This window comes from Serratia sp. LTN-2, assembly GCF_059740205.1.
In genome coordinates, this window is sequence record NZ_JCAXDO010000010.1 from 133,356 (window position 1) to 153,604 (window position 20,249).

Here is a 20,249-nt window from a genome sequence, read left to right on the forward strand (position 1 = left end):
CGTTATTGGGGGACGCCGCTATTGTAACCAACTCTGCGGCGTTTAAGACCAGAGGGATATCAGGGTTTTTAAGCACCGTACCCCATCATCTTCAACAGCTGCTGCGCCTGCTGCACCGCTTCCTGGCGATGGGCCACGCCCAGTTTCTGGTACAGATTGCGGATGTGCGTCTTGATGGTGGTGGCCGCCACGTCCAACTCGCCGGCGATCTGATCGTTGCTGTAACCGGAATAGATCAGCCCCAGCACCTGCCATTCGCGTTGGGTCAGCGGGCTGGTGCGGATAAGTTCCGGCACCTGCGGATGGGTCAGCAGTTTATCGACGAAGTTCTCGTCAAAATGCGCGAACTTGTGCCGATGATGCTGGTTGATGTCGCGCAGGATGCGCTGGGCGCGATGCTGCTCCAGCTCCGGCAGCGTGTTGAGCTGGATCAGCTGACGCAGTTGCTGCGCCATCGCTTCGCCCTCGATGACGAAGTGGCTGATAAAGCCGGTGCGGTTGGCCAGCGACAGCGCTTCGATCAACGCCTGCTGCGCTTCGCCTTTACGCTCTTGCAGCCAGTAAAGCTGGTTGCTGAGCAGCAGGTTGCGGTTGAGATCGCTCACCAGTCGCAAGCGGCGAGCGTTTTCGTTCAGTTCATCCAGCACCACCCCTGCCTCTTCATACTGGCCGAGCAGGATCTGCACCCGCGCGATGTTGCGCCATTGGCCCTGCGTGAAGTGGTTGTCCGCCATGCCGGGTTTTTCGGTGTGGCGCAGCCACTGGGCGGCGGCGGCGGTGTCGCCGGTCATCTGCCAGTGGATCACCCGCGATTTGTCGGTATTGGTCAGCCAGTCGCGATGGTAGTGGGCGCCGTGCAGCAAGGTTTCGCAGCGCTGCAGGTGGGTGTTGGCGTTGTCCAGATCGCCGCGCGCCAGCGAGCATTTGGCTAACATGGCAATGCACTGCAGCTGCTGTTGCGGCTGGTAGTTCGCCAGGATTTTCAACCCGCTGCGCGCCGCGTCTTCAGCCTCGTCCAGCCGCGACCACGACCACAGGATCTGCGCGCGGATGCGCAGCAGGAACTCGTGCATCGGCAGCTGTTCCAGGTGCTGCTCGCGGATCAGTTCGAACGCCTTGTCCTGGGTTTCGTAAGCGGCCTGCAGAAAGCCTTGGGCGATAAGAATTTCGCTCTGCTGCAGCAGCGCCCAGAGCGCGTAATGGTTCGCCTGATGGCGTCGCGCCATCTGCTCGGTCTGCTGCATCATCGGCAGCGCGCGCGCCAGTTCGCCCTTGCAGTGGTGCACTTCGCCGGTCACCGAGGTGGCGACGATGCGGCTGTAATAGCTCGACAGCGGCAGGAATTTCAACGCTTCGGTCGCCAGCCGTTCGGCTTCTTCCGGTTTGCCGGCGTTGATCGCCACCTGGGCGCGCAAGGCGTCGAACTCGGCGTGCAGCGTTTGGTCTATCTCGATTTTCTGTTCGCGCATGGTGCGCTCGGCGCGCTCCAGCAGGGTGTTGACCTCACTGTAGCGGTGCTGGCTCTGCGCCAGCCAGGCCTGCAGCAGCGCCAGCTTGGGGTTTTGAATCAGGCGCTCATAAGGCAGCGCGTTGAGGCACTCCTCCAGCAAAGCCAGTTCGCTGTGGTGGAACAGCGACCAGGCGTGTTGCAGCAGGATATCGCGCAGCATGCTGACGTCGCTGGCCGCCAGCGCGTGGTGAATGGCCTCCGCCGGATACCCCAGCGCCAGCCAGCCTTCGGCGGCGGCGCGGTGCAAGCCCGGCAGCTCCAGCGCCAGTTCCCACTGGCAGCGCTGGCGCAGGAAAGAGGCGAACAGCGGGTGGAAGTTGAACCACTCGCCGGTGTCGTCCATGCGGTGGATAAACAGCCCCTGGCGCTCCAGCTCCTCCAGCCGTTGCTGGCCGTTGTCTTCGCCGGTCAGCCGCACGATCAGCGCATCGTTCATCGAGCGCAGCACCGAACAGCGCAGCAGGAAGGCGCGCGCATCGGCATCGACGTGATCCAGCACTTCATCCACCAGATAGTCGGACAGATGGCTGGCGTTCAGCCCCGCCAGCCGCTTGGCCGACAGCTGGGCCGACGAGGCGGATTGGCGGGCCGACAGCGCGATCAGCTGCAGCGCGGTGGCCCAGCCTTCGACTTCATCGCACAGACGGCTGCTGTCCTGCTGTTCCATCGGCGCCGCCAGGCGGCAATCGAAGAACTGTTTGGCTTCCTGGTGGGTGAACGCCAACTGTTGCGTCCCCATTTCCAGCAGTTGATCGCGCACCCGCAGATTGGCGATACCGAGCGGCGGTAGGGTGCGCGAGAGCAGGATCAGCGTCAGGTTCTCCGGTTGATGGCGCAGGAAAAAGCGCATGGCTTCGTGGATAGCGTCGTTGGTGATCAGGTGGTAGTCGTCAATGACCAGATACAGCGGCTGGTGCCAGTCGGCCAGTTCGATAAACAGCTGGGCGAACAGCGCCGACAGGCTGGCGTACTGGTGTTTCTGGCTCAGCGCCTCGCTCTTGACGCAGCGGCCGCCGCTGGCCTGCTGCAGCGCGGCGATCAGGTAGCTGGCGAAGCGCTCCGGCTGGTTGTCGCTCTCATCCAGGGAATACCAGCCCAGATCGGCTTTGCCGGCCGCCCATTGGGCGATCAGCGTGGTTTTCCCGTATCCCGCCGGGCAATTGACCAGTGTCAGGCGATAGTTGCCCGCGCTGGCCAGTTTGGCCAGCAGGCGATCGCGGATCACGGTATTTTGCAGCCGTACCGGGCGGCTCAGTTTTGATGGGATCAGCATAGTATTCCAGGGTATAAATCGCGGTTCCCGCCGGGATTGGAGTGGCACTAATTATTTTATGGTTCGTAATTAATAGCTCCCCCTAACTTCTGCCAACCCTAAACGTATTGCAACAAGCTTCCGCATCGGCTTGGAGTTAAGTTGCTGCCGATCACACTTTTTTACGTTTGGCGCCGGCGCGCGGCGATGCGATGGCGGATCGCATTTCCGGCCATGGACAAAACTTCAGCAGCGCGAATACTTGTGCTAACGTCATGGTTAACGTTCTCAGTGCTCGCCGCACGCGTTGGCGGGCTTTTTTGCATCGTTGCAAGGGAGTCAAAAAGTGCCTGAGATCACAATTCCAGCTACGCCCCAATCCTCCTCCCCAGCTAATCCCCAGGCGGGATGATGCCGTCAGGCTTTCTCACCGGCACGATAGCGGCAATTTGACCCACTTACTGGATAGAGAGTTTTCCTTATGTCACAGCCTACGCTCAAGAAGGATGCTTTTCTGGCGGCGCTTGCCCGCCAGTGGCAACGGTTCGGCCTCAGTTCCGCACAGCAGATGACGCAACATCAATGGTGGGAAGCCGTCAGCGCGGCGCTGGCCGAGCAGTTGGCCGCACAGCCGGCGCCGCGTAAAAGCGCCAAGCCGCTGCGCCACGTGAACTACATCTCGATGGAGTTTCTGATCGGCCGATTGACGGCGAACAACCTGATCAACCTGGGCTGGTACGACACCGTCGAGCAGGCGCTGGCGGAGCAGAACATCAAGCTGGCGGACCTGCTGGAACAGGAAACCGATCCGGCGCTGGGCAACGGCGGGCTGGGGCGCTTGGCGGCCTGTTTCCTCGATTCGATGGCTACGGTGGAACAACCGGCCACCGGCTATGGGCTGAATTATCAGTATGGGCTGTTCCGCCAGTCGTTCCGCGATGGGCAGCAGCAAGAGGCGCCGGATAACTGGCAGCGCGAGAGCTATCCGTGGTTCCGCCACAACGCCGCGCTGGCGGTGGACGTGGGCATCGGCGGCAAGCTGGAAAAGCAGGCCGACGGCCGCGAACTGTGGCGTCCGGCCTTCACCCTGCGCGGCGAAGCCTGGGATCTGCCGGTTCTGGGGTATCGCAACGGCGTGGCGCAGCCGCTGCGCCTGTGGCAGGCGACTCATCAGCATCCGTTCAACCTGAGCGATTTCAACGACGGCAAGTTCCTGCAGGCTGAGAAGCAGGGCGTAGAAGCCGACAAGCTGACCAAGGTGCTCTACCCGAACGACAACCATCAGGCCGGCAAACGCCTGCGCCTGATGCAGCAGTATTTCCAGTGCGCCTGCTCGGTGGCGGATATTTTACGCAAGCACCATCAGGCCGGCCGCAAGATTGAAGAACTGCCGAAGTATGAAGTGATCCAGCTGAACGACACCCACCCGACCATCGCCATTCCGGAAATGCTGCGCATTCTGCTGGACGAACACCAGCTGGAATGGGAGGCGGCCTGGGCGATCACCAGCAATACCTTCGCCTATACCAACCACACCCTGATGCCGGAAGCGTTGGAGTGCTGGGATGAAAAACTGGTGCGCAGCCTGCTGCCACGCCATTTCTCCATCATCAAACAGATCAACGCCAGGTTCAAAAAGCGGGTGGATAAGCACTGGCCGGGCGACGAGGCGGTGTGGGCCAAGCTGGCGGTGCACCATAACAAGCAGGTGCGCATGGCCAACCTGTGCGTGGTCAGCGGCTTTGCGGTCAACGGCGTGGCGCAGCTGCATTCGGATCTGGTGGTGAAAGATCTGTTCCCGGAATACCACCAGCTGTGGCCGAATAAATTCCATAACGTCACCAACGGCATCACGCCGCGCCGCTGGCTGAAACAGTGCAACCCGGCGCTGTCGGGCTTGATCGACGAGACGTTGAAGGTGGAGTGGGCGAACGATCTCGACGCGCTGCGCGGGCTGGAGAAATTCGCCGACGACGCGGCGTTCCGCCAGCGTTATCAGCAGATCAAACGCGACAACAAGGTGGCGCTGGCCCATTACGTGCACGACGTGATGGGGCTGACGCTCGACCCGGATGCGATCTTCGATGTGCAGATTAAGCGTTTGCACGAGTACAAACGCCAGCACCTGAATCTGCTGCACATCCTGTCGCTGTATCGCCAGCTGCGCGACAACCCGAATCTGGACATCGTGCCGCGCGTCTTCCTGTTCGGCGCCAAGGCGGCGCCGGGCTACTACCTGGCGAAGAACATTATCTACGCCATTAACCAGGCGGCCGAGAAGATCAATCACGATCCGCTGGTGAAAGATCGCCTGAAAGTGGCGTTTATTCCCGACTACCGCGTGTCGGTAGCCGAACTGATGATCCCGGCGGCGGATATCTCCGAGCAGATCTCCACCGCCGGTAAAGAGGCCTCCGGCACCGGCAACATGAAGCTGGCGCTGAACGGCGCGCTGACGGTGGGGACGCTGGACGGCGCCAACGTCGAAATCGCCGAGCAGGTGGGCGAAGACAATATCTTTATCTTCGGCAATACCGTGGAGCAGGTGAAGGCGATATTGGCGAAGGGCTACGATCCGCTCAGCTACCGCAAGAAAGACAAGCACCTGAAGGCGATTCTGGACGAACTGGCGAGCGGCGCGTTCAGCCACGGCGACAAGCACGCGTTCGACATGATGCTGCACAGTCTGCTGGAAGGCGGCGATCCCTATCTGGTGCTGGCGGATTTCGCCTCGTACTGCCAGGCGCAGAGCCGGGTCGATGAACTGTACCGCGATCGGGATGAATGGACGCGGCGGACTATCCTTAACACCGCGCGCGTCGGCATGTTCAGTTCGGATCGCTCGATTCGCGATTACCAGCAGCGCATCTGGCAAGCCAAACGTTAAGGAGAGCGAATGGATCGCAAGCGTATCGATCAGGCGGCAGCGCAGGCGGGGATCGCTGCCGATTTCATCAATGCCCACGGCAAGCGGCAGGCGATTGAACCGGAGACCAAGCGCAAGCTGTTGGCGGCCATGAACTGGGGCGCTGCCGAGCGAGAAAGCGCGCCGCCGCCGTTACCGGCGGTCAAGGTATTCTATCAGGGCGCGCCGTTGGCGCTGACGCCGGCGGGCGAAGGCGAATATCTGTGGGCGCTGCAGCGTGAAGACGGCGAATGCCTGCAAGGGCGCGTCGGCGCGCGCAAGACCCTGACGCTGCCCGGCGATCTGCCGGCGGGTTACCACCAGTTGACGTTGAGCCAGGGCGCTCGGCAGTGGTCATGCCGGGTGATCGTCGCGCCGAGGCGCTGCTTTGAGCCAGACGCCTTGCTGACCGGCAAAAAACTGTGGGGCGCCTGCGTTCAGCTGTATACGCTGCGTTCCGATCGCAACTGGGGCATCGGCGATTTCGGCGATCTGCGCCTGATGGTGGAAGAGGTGGGCGAGCGCGGCGGCGCTTTTGTCGGTCTCAATCCGATCCATGCGCTGTACCCGGCCAACCCGGAGAGCGCCAGCCCCTACAGCCCCTCGTCGCGCCGCTGGCTGAATCTGGCGTACATCGATGTCAACGCGGTGGAGGATTTCCAACGCAGCGAAGCGGCGCAGCGCTGGTGGCAGAAGCCGGCGACGCAGAAGCTGCTGGCCAAGGCGCGCGCCACGGAGTGGGTGGATTATACCGCCGTGATGCAGCTGAAACTGGCGGCGCTGAAGCTGGCGTTCCCGCTGTTTCAGGCGCGCAAGCCGAACGACGCGCAGCGTCAGGCGTTCGAGCTGTTCGTGACGGACGGCGGCGACAGCCTGTATCAGCAGGCGGCGTTCGACGCGCTGCATGCCCATTTGGCGGCGGAGGACGTCAGTCAGTGGGGGTGGCCGGCCTGGCCCGAGCGTTATCGGCAGGGGGATGGCGAAGCGGTGCGGCAGTTCTGCGCCGAACATCAGGAGGCGGTCCGTTTTTACCTGTGGCTGCAGTGGCTGGCGGCCACACAGTTCGCGCAGTGTTTTGAGCAGAGTCAGCAGCAGCAGATGCCGATCGGCCTGTATCGCGATCTGGCGGTCGGCGTGGCGGAAGGCGGAGCGGAAACCTGGTGCGACCGCGAGCTGTACTGCCTGAAAGCGTCGGTCGGTGCGCCGCCGGATATTCTGGGGCCGCTGGGGCAAAATTGGGGCCTGCCGCCGATGGATCCGCACGTGATGGCGGCGCGCGGCTATCAGCCGTTTATCGATCTGCTGCGTGCCAACATGACCAGCTGCGGCGCGCTGCGTATCGATCACGTGATGGCGCTGCTGCGGTTGTGGTGGATCCCTTATGGCGAAACTGCCGATCGCGGCGCCTACGTCAAATACCCGGTGGACGATCTGCTGGCGGTGCTGGCGCTGGAAAGTCAGCGTCATCGCTGCATGGTGATCGGCGAGGATCTTGGCACGGTGCCGGTGGAGATCGTCGGCAAGCTGCGCGACAGCGGCGTCTACTCTTACAAAGTGCTCTATTTCGAAAGCGACGGCGAGCACCATTTCCGCGCACCGCAGGCCTATCCGGTGCAGGCGATGGCGACCATCACCACCCACGATTTGCCGACGCTGCGCGGCTATTGGCAAAGCGACGATCTGACTCTCGGCAACCGGCTGGGGCTTTATCCGGACGCGGCAATACTGCGGGAGCTGTTCGCCGACCGGGAACGCGCCAAGCAGGGGTTGCTGGATGGGTTGCATCACTACGGCTGCGTGCCGCAGAAGGTGGGCAAAAGGGCGGCGCTGCTCGGCATGAGCCCGCTGCTCAATCGCGGCCTGCAACGTTATGTCGCCGACAGCGCCAGCGCCTTGCTCGGCCTGCAGCCGGAAGACTGGCTGGACATGGCCGATCCGGTCAACATTCCCGGCACCAGCGATCAATACCCTAACTGGCGGCGCAAGTTGACCCAGACGCTGGAGGAGATGTTCGCCGATCCGCGGATAAACCGACTGCTGAAGGATTTGGATAAACGGCGCCGCAAGGTGTCGGTGGGCTGAAAACGACAATGCCGGAACGGGTTCCCCCTTCCGGCATTGTGTTATCTACCGTGGCGCGAGCGCCGGGTATCAGTAGTAAGAGTGCTCACCGCGCTGGTGCTCGGTGAGATCACGCACGCCTTTCAGTTCCGGGAACTTCTGCAGCAGCTCTTTCTCGATGCCTTCTTTCAACGTGACGTCCACCATCGAACAGCCGTTGCAACCGCCGCCGAACTGCAGGATGGCCATGTTGTCGTCGGTGATCTCCATCAGCGTTACGCGGCCGCCGTGGCCCGCCAGCTGCGGGTTGATCTGCGATTGCAGCACGTATTCCACGCGCTCCATCAGCGGTGCGTCGTCATCGACCTTGCGCATCTTGGCATTCGGCGCTTTCAGCGTCAGCTGAGAACCCAGCTGGTCGGTCACGAAGTCGATTTCGGCGTCTTCCAGATACGGCGCGCTCAGCTCATCGACATAGGCGGACAGCTTGTCGAACTTCAGTTCGGTATCCGTCGCTTCTACCGCGTCCGGCGGGCAATAAGAGACACCGCATTCGGCCGTCGGCGTGCCCGGGTTGATCACGAATACGCGGATTTGGGTGCCTTCTTCTTGATTTGCCAGCAGTTTGGCAAAGTGTTCCTGTGCAGCATCTGTTATACGGATCATAGCATTAGCTCAATAGTTGACTTCTATAGTCGGTTATAATACGCCCATTGCCGTGGCACTACAACGTGCGGCAAACGCACCATATCTGCACCGAGGCGGCGCCTTGCCGCAGCAGCAGCGCCGCGATCGCCGAGACGGTGCTGCCGGTGGTCACCACGTCATCCACCAGGGCGATATGCCGGCCGGCGACCGGCACGGTACAGGCGAACGCGCGCTGCAGATTGCGCCTGCGGGCCGAGGCGCTCAGCCGCTGTTGCAGGGCGGTTTTGCGCACCCGGCGCAAGGCGGTGGGCCGATAGGCACAGCCCAGCCAGCGCGCCAGCTGCCGGGCCAACAGATCGCTCTGGTTATAACCCCGGCGCCAGCAGCGCGTTGCATGCAAAGGTACCGCTAAAATCAGGTCGGGTCTGTTCAGATACTGCTCTGCGCGCGCCTGCCGCCACCGCAGCAGCATCAGGCGCGCCAACGCCGGCGCTAATTCGGGCGCACGGTGAAATTTGAACCTTTTTACCAGCAGGCTGAGCGGCGTCACGTAGTCGCCGACGAACACCAGCCGCTGCCAGGGCGGCGGCCGTTGCAGGCAGCGGCCGCAGGGCGTTTGCGTATCACCGGCGGGCAGCCCGCAGCACGGGCAACACGGCGGCCTGGCCGGCAGATGGCGCAAACAGCAGCTGCAGATGCCATGACGCATCAGGCTTAATGGCTGCCGGCATAGCCAACAGCGGCCGCGGGTTGATAGCATAGCGTCTCCGAGACGAATAGGCATGAAAGGACAATAACCAATGACAGCGCTGTACTGGCAAACGATAGGTGAAGGCGAACGCGATCTTGTGCTGCTGCACGGTTGGGGATTGAACGCTGAAGTGTGGAGTTGCATTCAGGCGCGACTGACGCCGCATTTTCGCCTGCACCTGGTCGACCTGCCGGGATACGGCCGCAGCCAGGGATTCGGCGCTCTGTCGCTGGAGCAGATGACGGAGATTGTGCTGGCGGCCGCCCCGCCGCAGGCCTGGTGGCTCGGCTGGTCGCTCGGCGGGCTGGTGGCCAGCCAGGCGGCGTTGATGCAGCCGCAGCGGGTCAATGGGCTTATCACCGTGGCTTCCTCGCCATGCTTTGCCGCTCGCGATGAGTGGCCGGGGATCCGTCCGGACGTGCTAAGCGGTTTCCAGCACCAGCTGAGCCTGGATTTCCAACGCACCGTCGAGCGTTTTCTGGCGCTGCAGACGCTGGGCACCGAAAGCGCGCGTCAGGATGCGCGCCAGCTGAAAGCGGTGGTGCTCAACCAGCCGACGCCGAGCGTCGAGGTGCTGAACGGTGGGCTGGAGATCCTGCGCACCGCCGATCTGCGTGCGCCTCTGGCGGCGCTGGATCTGCCGCTGCTGCGGATCTATGGCTATCTGGACGGGCTGGTGCCACGCAAGGTCGCCGAGCTGCTCGATACCGCCTGGCCGAACTCCACGTCGCAGATGGTGGCTAAGGCCGCTCATGCGCCGTTTATCTCTCATCCCGACGAATTTGTGACGACGATCGAAGCGTTTATTGCAGCACATTGAATGCGGCGGCAAAACGCACAATAAGGTGCGAAAAAAAACACCGCCGGGTGGATAAAAGACAAAGCTGTTCGATACTTAGTGAGTCAATGCGTTGGCTGCAAAATGAAAAGACCGTACGCGGCGCTTTTCATTTTGGCGTTTCGTCTCTGGGAAACAGGCACCGTCAGGGAAAGCAACGGAGCCTGAGGATGTCGCGGCAGCCTGATGTACTACGCATGGATTCTTGACGGCTTTCATAACAGATAAATTATCCATTGAGAGGTTAGTGTCATGAAATCATTGAAGATGATTATTGCAGCGGCAGTGCTGGGTTCGGTGTCTTTCGGCTCCATGGCGGCAACCCTGCTGACCAAGGAAGATCTGGATAAAAACCCGGGTAAATACGAGAAGATCGGCACCGTGACCACCACGGCGCAGACCACGTCGCCGATGGATGCCAAGGAAGAGCTGTCCAAACTGGCGGACGAAAAGGGCGGGCAATATTACGTGGTTCTGGCGGGTCGCGAACACGGTAAATTCAGCGCTATCGCCGAAGTTTACAAAGACAAGAAATAAGCCTTCAACGGCAAAGGGGCGCCCGCCGTGGCGCCCCCGATCTTCAGGCCTTCAGCCGGTAGATAACCGTGCCGCACCCCTGGCCCTGCGGGCAGCTTTTGCAGCTGCCGCTCAGACAGGCGCCCTCATCCTGTTCGATACGCTCCACTTTCCCCATCGACGCCAAACGGTCCAGCATCGCCTGCACCAGCGGCAGCGGCGTCGCCAGCGATTGGCTGAGCTGCTGCGCCTGGGCGCTGCCGAGCAGCGCCAGCGCATCGCGCACCTGCAGCAGCCCGGCCATCAGTGGCAATTCCCTTTGGCGCCCTGGCAGCAGGCCGCCGGCGTGGCGTTGCCCAGGCGTACCGTGACGCGACTGCGTGCCCGACGCAGGCCGAACAGCACCAGCAGATTCACCGCCACCACGGCCAGGATCGCCGTCAGGCTGTACTGCGGGTGTTGGTTGAAGGTCGCCGCCTGATAGAACAGCGTTGCCAGCGAATAGGCGACGTTCAGCCCCCACAGGATGGAGAATGTCATCCAACCGCGGCTCGATTCACGGGCGATGGCGCCCATCACCGAGACGCAAGGCACATATAGCAGCACGAAGATCAGGTAGCTGTAGGCGGAGATGCCCGAGCCGAATTTGCTGCTCATCACCCCCATCGAGCCGACGCCCATCTCGCCGTCGCCCTTGCTGGCTTCGATCGGGTTGGAGAGCACGCTCAGGCTGAAGGTGTTTTTCAGGCCGTCCCAGGTTTCCTGCAGCGCGCCGCCCAGCTCATCGAGCAGATTGAAGTTGGCGGCGTCGAACGCTTCTTTGTTGATATGCTCGGCGGTATACAGCGTATTCAGCGTGCCGACCACCACTTCTTTTGCCATCGCGCCGGTCACCAGCCCGACGGTGGCCTGCCAGTTGTCGCTGTGGACGCCCATCGGTTGCAGCAGCGGCGTCAGCACCTTGGAGACCGAGGCCAGCGCGGAGTCGTTGATGTTATCGACTGTCTTGCCGCTGAACGAGAAGCTGTTCAGGCCGCCGATAAATATGCTGGCCACCACGATCACCTTACCGGCGCGCAGCACGAAACCTTTCAACCGCTGCCAGGTTTGCAGCAGCAGGCTTTTCAGGTGCGGCACGTGATAGACCGGCAGCTCCATCACGAATGGCGAGGCTTCGCCGCGCATGATGGTGTATTTCAGCACCAGGCCGGTGAGAATCGCCACCGCGATGCCGAGCAGGTACAGCGAGAACACTACCCCGGCGCCGTCCTGGCCGAAGAAGGCGGCGGCGAAGACCGCGAAGATAGCCAGACGCGCGCCACAGGACATGAACGGCGCCATCATGATGGTGATCAGCCGCTCTCGCTGGGCGTCCAGCGTGCGGGCGCCCATGATGGACGGCACGTTGCAGCCGAAGCCGACGATCAGCGGCACGAAGGATTTGCCCGGCAGCCCGAGCGCCTGCATCAGGCGGTCCATCACGAACGCCGCGCGTGCCATATAGCCGGAATCTTCCAGGAACGACAGGAACAGGTACATCATGCCGATCTGCGGCACCAGCGGCAGCACGGTGTTGATGCCGCCGCCGACGCCCTGCGCCAGGAAGACGGTCAGCCAGTCGGGGAAGTGCAGGGTATAACCCAGCCACTGAATGCCCTGGATGAAGATCGCCGCCGAGCCGATATCGAAGATCGGCTGCAGCGCGCCGCCGATGTTGATCGCCAGCAGAAACATCAGGTACATCACCAGCAGGAAGATCGGCACGCCCAGCCAGCGGTTGAGGATCACTTTATCCAGCAGCTCGGTCAGGCGGTTGGGCATCGCCTGCTGCGAGTTGCTGACCGCGTCGCACAGGGTGGCGATAGACTGGTAGCGTGCGTCGGCGATCACCAGTGCCGGGTCTTCTTGCTGCTGCTGTTGCAATGCCTGGGTAGCCGCAGGCAGCAGCGCGACGGCGGGGCCGGCCAGCCGGTGGCTGTAAATGTCGCCTTCCAGCATCTGCAGCGCCAGCCAGCGGCGCTGCGCCGCCGGCAGCGTTTGCGGCATGGCGTCGCTCAGCGTGGCGACCTCTTTCAGCAACAGCGGCGGGTAGTTCACCAGCGCCTGCTGCTCGTTGATGTGATGATTGTCGATCATCTGCTTCAGCACGCCGATGCCGTCGGCGCGGGTGGAGACCATCGGCACCACCGGGCAGCCGAGGCGTGCCGACAGCGCGGCGACGTCAATATCGATATGCTGGCTTTTGGCGATGTCGAGCATGTTCAGCGCCACGATGCAGGGAATGCCCAGCTCCAGCAGCTGCAGCGTCAGATAGAGATTGCGCTCCAGGTTGGAGGCGTCGACCACGTTGATCAGCAGATCGGCGTCGCCGCTCAAAATGTAGTGGCAGGCGATCTGCTCATCGAGCGAGGTCTGTTCCGAGATGGTGGTGAGGGAGTAGGTGCCGGGCAGATCGACCAGCCGCACGTCGGACTGCGGGGTAGTGAAATGGCCTTCTTTGCGTTCGACCGTCACGCCCGCCCAGTTGCCGACCCGTTGGCGCGCGCCGGTCAGCTGGTTGAACAGCGTGGTTTTGCCGGAGTTCGGGTTACCGATTAAACCGATGGTGAGTTTTTTCATAGTTCAGCGTGTCGTCTTCAAGGAGAACAGCGCCGGCGCAAAGGCGCGTCGGCAAACGGAGGGCGCGCCGGCTCAGGACTGACCGTCGAGTTGCAGCAGCGCCAGATCCTTCCTGCGCAGCACCAGGCTGACGCGGCGAGTTTTAATTTCTATCGGATCGCCCAGCGGTGCGACGCGCACCACTTCGAATGAAGAGCCGGGCAGCATGCCGAGCGATAACAGTTTCTGGCGATAGGCCGGCGCAATTTCACTGGAAAAGCCGGCGATTTTATACGTGTGTTTAGGTTGAAGCTGCATGTGATTAACCTTCCGGGTGCCGATGAACATCGGGCTGATAATAATTGGACGTTGCCGGCGAAAATGCCACGCCGTCGGCGCTATTCATCCATAAGGTCATGCAATAAATTGAGCGCAAATAATAGTAATTATCATTATCGCGTTCAATACAAAAAGTAAGGGTATTGTAACCAATTATTATGGCGGCGGCAGTTTTTGGTTGTGTCGCTTTGATAAGCCCCGTTTTACCACTGCTTTTACTCGGCGACAAATGAGAATGGTGAGTTAAATCAGTTGCGTATTTGTAGCCGAGTTTTCTCGTTTGCAAATATTGATGGCGTTTTTCCCTTATTTATTTCTGATGAAAGGCAATTCAATAACATTATTCCGCCGTAATACGAGCGGTAACCATTTGTGTTTCGCTCACAATTCGCAAAATGAAAAATGCGTGTTAACGACGTTGTTAATAAACGGCTACAGAAGGGATTTTTGCCGCTTTAACAATGGGAGGGCGGTCACGCAGCAACGGGAAATAAAAAGATGAAGGTTTATTGAGTCGGGTCAAAAAATGCCGCAAGTTTTCTTTCTCGGCAAGGGCGGAGCAGGCTCCGCCCTGACGGTTCTGGCTTAGCGTTTCTTACCGAACGCCGCGGCCAGCGCGTCGCCCATGGCGCTGTTGCCGGCCGGTGCCGCGTTGCGCGGTTTGGCCTTGTTGCCGCCCGCCGAACGATTGGCGTTGTCGCGCGTTTGCGCCGGCGCATTGCCGCCGCGGCGCGGCGAACCTTCGCCCGGTTGCTCATCCAGCCGCATGCTCAGCGCGATGCGTTTGCGTTGCAGATCGACTTCCATCACCTTCACTTTGACGATGTCGCCGGCCTTCACCACGGTATGCGGATCTTCAACGAACTTGTCCGCCAGCGAGGAGATGTGCACCAGGCCGTCCTGATGCACGCCGATATCCACGAAGGCGCCGAAGTTGGTGACGTTGGTGACCGATCCTTCGAGGATCATGCCCACCTGCAGATCGTTGAGGGTTTCCACGCCTTCGGCAAAGGTCGCGGTTTTGAACTCCGGACGCGGATCGCGGCCCGGTTTCTCCAGCTCTTTCAGGATGTCGGTGACCGTCGGCACGCCGAACTTGTCGTCGGTGAAATCGACCGCTTTGAGACTGCGCACCGCCGAAGCGTTGCCCATCAGGTCCTGCAGCGCCTGCTCGGTAGCGGCCAGAATGCGTTGCACCACCGGGTAGGCTTCCGGGTGAACGGTCGAAGCGTCCAGCGGATTGTCGCCGTGGTTGATGCGCAGGAAGCCGGCGCACTGTTCGAAGGCCTTCGGCCCCAGACGGCTGACCTTCAGCAGCTGTTCACGGTTGCTGAAGCGGCCGTTCTCGTCGCGCCAGTTGACGATGTTCTGGGCCATCATGCGCGTCAGGCCGGCCACGCGGGTCAGCAACGGCACCGACGCAGTGTTCAGGTCGACGCCGACGGCGTTCACGCAGTCTTCCACCACCGAGTCCAGCTTCTTCGCCAGCTGGCTCTGGCTGACGTCATGCTGATACTGGCCGACGCCGATGGATTTCGGGTCGATCTTCACCAGCTCCGCCAGCGGATCCTGCAGGCGACGGGCAATGGACACCGCGCCACGCAGCGACACGTCGAGATCCGGGAATTCCTGCGCCGCCAGTTCGGACGCGGAATACACCGACGCACCCGCTTCGCTGACGATCACTTTCTGCGCCCGGACGTCGCTGAACTGCTTTTGCAGGTCGAGATAGAAACGCTCGGTTTCACGCGAAGCGGTGCCGTTGCCGATCGCCACCAGTTCCACGTGGTGTTTGATGCACAGCGCCGCGACGATGGTGGCGGCTTTGGCCGCTTGCCCGGTGTGCGGGTAGACGGTGTCGGTGGCCACCAGCTTGCCGGTCGCGTCGACCACGGCGACTTTCACCCCGGTGCGCAGGCCAGGATCGAGGCCCATGGTGGCGCGCATGCCGGCCGGTGCGGCCATCAACAGATCATGCATGTTGCGGGCGAAAACGTTGATCGCTTCGTCTTCCGCGCGTTCGCGCACCGTGCCCATCAGCTCGGTTTCCAGGTGCAGCAGCACCTTGATGCGCCAGGTCCAGTTGACCACCGCCTTGCGCCAGGCGTCGGCCGGGGCGTTGTTCAGACGCAGGTTGAGGTGGTTGATGATGATCAGCTCCGCCTGGCTTTCGCGCGGCGCTTCCTCAAACTGCGGATCGGCGTTCAGCGCCAGCTGCAGCACGCCTTCGTTGCGGCCGCGGAACATCGCCAGCGCGCGGTGCGAAGGCACCTGAGAAATCGGTTCGTGGTGATCGAAGTAGTCGCGGAACTTGGCGCCTTCTTCTTCCTTGCCTTCGACCACTTTGGACACCAGATGGGCGTTTTTCCACAGGTAGTCGCGCACCTTGGCCAGCAGCGCGGCGTCTTCGGCGAAGCGCTCCATCAGGATATAGCGCGCGCCGTCGAGGGCGGCTTTGACGTCCGCCACGCCCTTGTCGGCGTCGACGTAGCGTTCGGCCAGCTGCTCCGGCTGCTGCTGGGGATCTTGCCACAGCGTGTCCGCCAGCGGTTCCAGACCGGCTTCGATGGCGATCTGGCCGCGGGTGCGGCGCTTCGGTTTGTACGGCAGGTAGAGGTCTTCGAGTTCGGTCTTGCTCAGCGTGGCGTTGATCGCCCCCGCCAGTTGTTCGGTCAGTTTGCCCTGTTCATCGATCGACTTCAGGATAGTCTGGCGACGATCTTCCAGTTCACGCAGATAACCCAGGCGGGTCTCCAGCTGGCGCAGTTGGGTGTCGTCCAGGCCCCCGGTGACTTCCTTACGATAGCGTGCAATAAAGGGCACGGTATTACCTTCATCCAGCAGACGGATGGCGGAGTCGACTTGCTCCGGCCGGGCCTGCAGTTCTGTTGCAATAATGCGGCTCAGTGGGTCATTCATAGGTCTGGTATCTGTATTGAGAACGGTGAATAAACAGGGGACAGTTATACGGATTGATCGGGGAAAATGCCAGCGGAGCGGGCCGCCGCCGCGCGGCCGCGGCGTAGAGAACTGCGCAGGCGGCGGCGTTGGCGGCGGTTCGGAAAAAGCTGAAAGCTTACTTCGGGTAGTCTATCTCGTTAACGTACCACTGCGCTTCGCCCAGCGGGGTATTGACGGTGGCGATGTCCCCGACCTCTTTTTTCAGCAGGGCGCGCGCCATCGGCGCGTCGATGGAGATGTAATCCTTGCGGCCGAAAATCTCGTCGTAACCGACGATGCGAAAGCGTTTGATCTCGCCGTCGTCGTTCTCCACCTCTACCCAGGCGCCGAAGAACACCTTGCCTTCCTGCTGCGGGGAGTAATCGACGATCTTCAACTGCTCCAGGCATTTGGTCAGATAGCGGACGCGGCGGTCTATTTCGCGCAGCCGCTTCTTGTTGTATTGGTAGTCGGCGTTTTCGCTTCTGTCGCCCAGGCTGGCGGCCCAGGTCACTTTCTTGGTCACCTCGGGGCGTTCTTCGCGCCAGAGGTAATCCAGCTCTTGTTTGAGCTTGTCATACCCTTCACGGGTTATCAGTTGAGTTCTCATCGTGATTTATCTTTATGGGGCCACCGCCACAGTGTACGTGAATGCGGAAGGCTTTAAAAATGGCGCGCGGGCCTGCGCCTTGTCGCACGGTTTTTATTCAGTTTGCGCAGCTTTTAACAATCGGGAGTATGCTTAGCGATAGCGGAAAAGGAATGTGACGAAAGGAGGATATCTGGCGAGAGAGACAAGGAATTTTGGCGCACAACCCAACACATTGAAGGTATTACCGCATGGAATTTAAAGATTACTACGCAACGATGGGCGTCGAGCCCAACGCCGATCTGAAAACCATCAAAACGGCCTACCGCCGGCTGGCGCGTAAATATCACCCTGACGTGAGCACCGAAGAAGACGCCGAGAGCAAGTTCAAGGAGCTGGCCGAAGCCTATGAGGTACTGAAGGACGAAGAGCGCCGCGCCGAGTACGATCAGATCCGGCTGCACCGCAACGATCCGAACTTTGGCCGCCAGGCGCGCGGCGACCACGGTGGCTATCAGCAGAGCGCTTCATGGCACGGCGGCGGCGACGCACAAGACTTCTCCGATTTCTTCGAGAGCATGTTCGGCGGCCGGACGGCGGGCAGCCACCGTTCCTCTGCGCATTCGCACGGCGGGCACGGCTTCCGCGGCCAGGATCTGGAGATGGAAGTGCCGCTGTTTCTCGAGGAAACGCTGCATGGCCAAAGCCGCGAGATTTCCTACAAGCTGCCGGTGTACGACGAGCTGGGGCGGCAGGTGAGCGAAGCCAGCAAAACGCTGAACGTGAAAATCCCGGCGGGCGTCGGCGACGGCGAACGCATTCGCCTCAAGGGGCAGGGTGTCGCCGGCGTGGGCGGCGGCCAGAACGGCGATCTGTATCTGGTCATCCGCCTCGCGCCGCATCCGCTGTTTGAGATCGACGGCCACAACCTGAGCATCGTGGCGCCGCTCGCACCGTGGGAAGCGGCGCTCGGCGCCAGCATCGAGGTGCCGACGCTGACCGGCAAGATCGCGCTGACCGTGCCGGCCGGCAGCCAGAGCGGCAAACGGCTGCGGGTCAAAGGCAAAGGGCTGGCGGGCAAGAAAGAGCCCGGCGATCTGTACGTCATTCTCAAGGTGGTGATGCCGCCGAAACCCAACGAGAAAGCCAGCGCCCTGTGGCGAGAACTGGCCGAGCAGGCGCCGTTCAACCCACGCGCGGAATGGGAGTAAAGCACATGATGAAGAAAGAGATCACCTTCACCGTGGTGGAATTGTGCCAACGGGTGGAAATTTCAGAGGATGAGCTGGTCGAGATCGTCGGCCTGGGCGTGATCGTGCCGCTGGAGCCGGCGCAGCCGAGCTGGGTGTTCGATTATCCGGCGCTGAGCCATCTGCAGCGTGCGCGCAGGCTGCGGGCCGAACTGGATCTGGACTGGCCGGGGATCGCCATGGCGCTGACGCTGCTCGACCGGGTGGATGCGCTGCAGCAAGAAAACCGTCAGCTGCGTAGGCAGCTGGCGCGTTTCCTGCAGACTTCCTGACCCGATATCAAAACGCCACCGTGCGGTTCGCCGGTGGCGAAATTGCGTAAAATTGGGCCGCTGCCCCACATTGCGCCGATAAAGGGCAAAATTTTGACGAACCCCCGTCGACATTCGATGAAAATTGTTGATAAATGGGGAAAAGAATAAGCTTTGTAACAATTTCGTCTAGAATACATACCATTAAACGCTGTCTCAAATGGCAAGGTTTTCTAACAATATTCGAGTCAGGCAATAAAGCCTTTGGGAGTAATACCATGCAAGAGAATCATAAGATCCTGGTTGTCGATGATGACATGCGCCTGCGCGCGCTTTTAGAACGTTATTTAACCGAGCAGGGCTTCCAGGTTCGCAGCGTCGCCAACGCTGAGCAAATGGATCGCTTGCTGACCCGTGAATCCTTCCATCTGATGGTGCTCGATCTGATGTTGCCGGGCGAAGACGGTCTGTCCATTTGCCGCCGCCTGCGCAGCCAGAGCAACCCGATGCCGATCATTATGGTCACCGCCAAAGGCGAAGAGGTCGATCGTATCGTGGGGCTGGAAATCGGCGCCGACGACTACATTCCTAAACCGTTCAACCCGCGTGAGCTGTTGGCTCGCATCCGCGCGGTGCTGCGCCGTCAGGCTAACGAACTGCCGGGCGCGCCTTCGCAGGAAGAGGCGGTGATCGCGTTCGGCAAATTCAAACTGAACCTCGGCACCCGCGAGATGTTCCGCGAAGACGAGCCGATGCCGTTGACCAGCGGCGAGTTCGCGGTCCTGAAGGCGCTGGTCAGCCACCCGCGTGAACCGCTGTCGCGCGATAAGCTGATGAACCTGGCGCGTGGCCGTGAATACAGCGCCATGGAACGTTCCATCGACGTGCAGATCTCTCGTCTGCGCCGCATGGTTGAAGAAGATCCGGCGCATCCGCGTTACATCCAGACCGTTTGGGGTCTCGGCTACGTGTTCGTTCCGGACGGCAGCAAGGCATGAGGCGATTGCGCTTTTCACCGCGTAGCTCGTTTGCCCGAACCCTGTTGTTGATCGTCACCTTGCTGTTCGTCAGCCTGGTGACGACCTATCTGGTGGTGCTGAACTTCGCCATCCTGCCCAGCCTGCAGCAGTTCAACAAGGTGTTGGCTTACGAAGTGCGTATGCTGATGACCGATCGGCTGCAGCTGGAGGATGGCACGTTGCTGGAAGTGCCGCCGGCGTTCCGTCGTGAGATCTACCGCGAGCTGGGCATCTCTCTCTACACCAATTCGGCGGCGGAAGAGAGCGGCCTGCGCTGGGCGCAGCACTACCAGTTCCTCAGCCAGCAGATGGCGCAGCAGCTTGGCGGGCCGACCGATGTGCGGGTGGAGGTGAACAAGAACTCCCCGGTGGTGTGGCTGAAAACCTGGTTGCAGCCCGATATCTGGGTACGCGTGCCGCTGACGGAAATCCATCAGGGCGACTTCTCTCCGCTGTTCCGCTATACGCTGGCGATCATGCTGCTGGCGATCGGCGGCGCCTGGCTGTTTATCCGTATTCAAAACCGCCCGCTGGTGGAGCTGGAACATGCGGCGCTGCAGGTGGGCAAGGGCATTATTCCGCCGCCGCTGCGCGAGTATGGCGCTTCCGAAGTGCGCTCGGTGACTCGTGCGTTCAATCAGATGGCGTCGGGCGTCAAGCAACTGGCGGACGATCGCACCTTGCTGATGGCCGGGGTCAGCCACGACCTGCGCACGCCGTTGACGCGCATCCGGCTGGCGACGGAGATGATGAGCGCCGAAGACGGCTATCTGGCCGAGTCG

General features: G+C 61.2%; 16 protein-coding genes. 8 read left to right on the top strand and 8 right to left on the bottom strand.

Annotated features, from left to right (window positions below; translation table 11 throughout):
- Nucleotides 1-68: 68 nt before the first annotated feature.
- Entirely contained in the window at nucleotides 69-2,783 is a 2,715-nt protein-coding gene (malT, locus tag AC6BYQ_RS18725; RefSeq protein WP_033631899.1) for an HTH-type transcriptional regulator MalT, read from the bottom strand.
- 460 nt (nucleotides 2,784-3,243) lie between these two features.
- Between malT and malP the strand changes: the two genes are divergently transcribed.
- Together malP and malQ are read left to right on the top strand one after the other, a co-directional pair.
- Nucleotides 3,244-5,649, top strand: a complete 2,406-nt coding sequence (gene malP, locus AC6BYQ_RS18730; protein ID WP_498057346.1) for a maltodextrin phosphorylase — start codon at nucleotides 3,244-3,246, stop codon at nucleotides 5,647-5,649.
- A 9-nt stretch (nucleotides 5,650-5,658) separates the two neighbouring features.
- Nucleotides 5,659-7,749 carry a 4-alpha-glucanotransferase gene (malQ, locus tag AC6BYQ_RS18735; protein WP_498057347.1) on the top strand — a complete coding sequence of 697 codons (2,091 nt, stop codon included), beginning with the start codon at nucleotides 5,659-5,661 and terminating at the stop codon, nucleotides 7,747-7,749.
- A 69-nt stretch (nucleotides 7,750-7,818) separates the two neighbouring features.
- Here the strand turns inward: malQ and nfuA are convergent, their stop codons facing one another.
- Nucleotides 7,819-8,394 carry a Fe-S biogenesis protein NfuA gene (nfuA, locus tag AC6BYQ_RS18740; protein WP_004930777.1) on the bottom strand — a complete coding sequence of 192 codons (576 nt, stop codon included), beginning with the start codon at nucleotides 8,392-8,394 and terminating at the stop codon, nucleotides 7,819-7,821.
- Nucleotides 8,395-8,452: 58 nt separating this feature from the next.
- Nucleotides 8,453-9,136: a DNA utilization protein GntX gene (gene gntX, locus AC6BYQ_RS18745; protein WP_498057348.1), complete on the bottom strand. Its 684-nt coding sequence runs from the start codon at nucleotides 9,134-9,136 to the stop codon at nucleotides 8,453-8,455.
- A gap of 40 nt (nucleotides 9,137-9,176) precedes the next feature.
- On the opposite strand from gntX, the gene bioH reads away from it, so the two are divergent.
- Both bioH and AC6BYQ_RS18755 read left to right on the top strand, forming a co-directional pair.
- Nucleotides 9,177-9,947: a pimeloyl-ACP methyl ester esterase BioH gene (bioH, locus tag AC6BYQ_RS18750; RefSeq protein ID WP_019455165.1), complete on the top strand. Its 771-nt coding sequence runs from the start codon at nucleotides 9,177-9,179 to the stop codon at nucleotides 9,945-9,947.
- A 270-nt stretch (nucleotides 9,948-10,217) separates the two neighbouring features.
- Nucleotides 10,218-10,502 carry a YdgH/BhsA/McbA-like domain containing protein gene (locus AC6BYQ_RS18755; protein ID WP_019455164.1) on the top strand — a complete coding sequence of 95 codons (285 nt, stop codon included), beginning with the start codon at nucleotides 10,218-10,220 and terminating at the stop codon, nucleotides 10,500-10,502.
- 43 nt (nucleotides 10,503-10,545) lie between these two features.
- On the opposite strand, the gene AC6BYQ_RS18760 is transcribed toward AC6BYQ_RS18755, so the two are convergent.
- The 5 genes from AC6BYQ_RS18760 to greB form a co-directional block, all read right to left on the bottom strand.
- The gene (locus tag AC6BYQ_RS18760) at nucleotides 10,546-10,785 is read right to left on the bottom strand and encodes a FeoC-like transcriptional regulator (RefSeq protein ID WP_019455163.1); all 240 of its coding nucleotides are present in this window, start codon (nucleotides 10,783-10,785) and stop codon (nucleotides 10,546-10,548) included.
- On the bottom strand, nucleotides 10,785-13,100 hold the full coding sequence (gene feoB / locus AC6BYQ_RS18765; RefSeq protein WP_019455162.1) for a Fe(2+) transporter permease subunit FeoB: 2,316 nt from the start codon (nucleotides 13,098-13,100) through the stop codon (nucleotides 10,785-10,787). The genes AC6BYQ_RS18760 and feoB overlap by 1 nt, the downstream gene beginning before the upstream one ends.
- Before the next feature lie 72 nt (nucleotides 13,101-13,172).
- On the bottom strand, nucleotides 13,173-13,397 hold the full coding sequence (gene feoA, locus AC6BYQ_RS18770) for a ferrous iron transporter A (RefSeq protein ID WP_025159900.1): 225 nt from the start codon (nucleotides 13,395-13,397) through the stop codon (nucleotides 13,173-13,175).
- 606 nt (nucleotides 13,398-14,003) lie between these two features.
- Nucleotides 14,004-16,337 (bottom strand): Tex family protein, encoded by a 2,334-nt coding sequence (locus tag AC6BYQ_RS18775; protein WP_019455160.1) that lies wholly within the window; start codon nucleotides 16,335-16,337, stop codon nucleotides 14,004-14,006.
- A gap of 157 nt (nucleotides 16,338-16,494) precedes the next feature.
- Nucleotides 16,495-16,968 carry a transcription elongation factor GreB gene (greB, locus tag AC6BYQ_RS18780; RefSeq protein ID WP_019455159.1) on the bottom strand — a complete coding sequence of 158 codons (474 nt, stop codon included), beginning with the start codon at nucleotides 16,966-16,968 and terminating at the stop codon, nucleotides 16,495-16,497.
- A 230-nt stretch (nucleotides 16,969-17,198) separates the two neighbouring features.
- Between greB and cbpA the strand changes: the two genes are divergently transcribed.
- The 4 genes from cbpA to envZ form a co-directional block, all read left to right on the top strand.
- Nucleotides 17,199-18,158, top strand: coding sequence for a curved DNA-binding protein (gene cbpA / locus AC6BYQ_RS18785; RefSeq protein WP_019455158.1), 960 nt, complete (start codon nucleotides 17,199-17,201; stop codon nucleotides 18,156-18,158).
- A 5-nt stretch (nucleotides 18,159-18,163) separates the two neighbouring features.
- Nucleotides 18,164-18,469 (top strand): chaperone modulator CbpM, encoded by a 306-nt coding sequence (locus AC6BYQ_RS18790; RefSeq protein WP_019455157.1) that lies wholly within the window; start codon nucleotides 18,164-18,166, stop codon nucleotides 18,467-18,469.
- A gap of 257 nt (nucleotides 18,470-18,726) precedes the next feature.
- A complete protein-coding gene (ompR, locus tag AC6BYQ_RS18795) occupies nucleotides 18,727-19,446 on the top strand; it encodes an osmolarity response regulator transcription factor OmpR (protein WP_004709363.1) in 720 nt (239 codons plus the stop codon).
- Nucleotides 19,443-20,249, top strand: an 807-nt coding sequence (gene envZ, locus AC6BYQ_RS18800) for a two-component system sensor histidine kinase EnvZ (protein ID WP_242498793.1), incomplete at its 3' end; no start/stop codon positions are given. The genes ompR and envZ, both read left to right, overlap by 4 nt.

Coding starts and splice junctions, on each gene's coding strand:
- AC6BYQ_RS18755 (WP_019455164.1), top strand. CDS start 10,218: ATGAAATCATTGAAGATGATTATTGCAGCGGCAGTGCTGGGTTCGGTG.
- malT (WP_033631899.1), bottom strand. CDS start 2,783: ATGCTGATCCCATCAAAACTGAGCCGCCCGGTACGGCTGCAAAATACC.
- feoA (WP_025159900.1), bottom strand. CDS start 13,397: ATGCAGCTTCAACCTAAACACACGTATAAAATCGCCGGCTTTTCCAGT.
- bioH (WP_019455165.1), top strand. CDS start 9,177: ATGACAGCGCTGTACTGGCAAACGATAGGTGAAGGCGAACGCGATCTT.
- nfuA (WP_004930777.1), bottom strand. CDS start 8,394: ATGATCCGTATAACAGATGCTGCACAGGAACACTTTGCCAAACTGCTG.
- greB (WP_019455159.1), bottom strand. CDS start 16,968: ATGAGAACTCAACTGATAACCCGTGAAGGGTATGACAAGCTCAAACAA.
- ompR (WP_004709363.1), top strand. CDS start 18,727: ATGCAAGAGAATCATAAGATCCTGGTTGTCGATGATGACATGCGCCTG.
- gntX (WP_498057348.1), bottom strand. CDS start 9,136: ATGCTATCAACCCGCGGCCGCTGTTGGCTATGCCGGCAGCCATTAAGC.
- feoB (WP_019455162.1), bottom strand. CDS start 13,100: ATGAAAAAACTCACCATCGGTTTAATCGGTAACCCGAACTCCGGCAAA.
- AC6BYQ_RS18760 (WP_019455163.1), bottom strand. CDS start 10,785: ATGGCCGGGCTGCTGCAGGTGCGCGATGCGCTGGCGCTGCTCGGCAGC.
- malQ (WP_498057347.1), top strand. CDS start 5,659: ATGGATCGCAAGCGTATCGATCAGGCGGCAGCGCAGGCGGGGATCGCT.
- AC6BYQ_RS18775 (WP_019455160.1), bottom strand. CDS start 16,337: ATGAATGACCCACTGAGCCGCATTATTGCAACAGAACTGCAGGCCCGG.
- AC6BYQ_RS18790 (WP_019455157.1), top strand. CDS start 18,164: ATGATGAAGAAAGAGATCACCTTCACCGTGGTGGAATTGTGCCAACGG.
- malP (WP_498057346.1), top strand. CDS start 3,244: ATGTCACAGCCTACGCTCAAGAAGGATGCTTTTCTGGCGGCGCTTGCC.
- cbpA (WP_019455158.1), top strand. CDS start 17,199: ATGGAATTTAAAGATTACTACGCAACGATGGGCGTCGAGCCCAACGCC.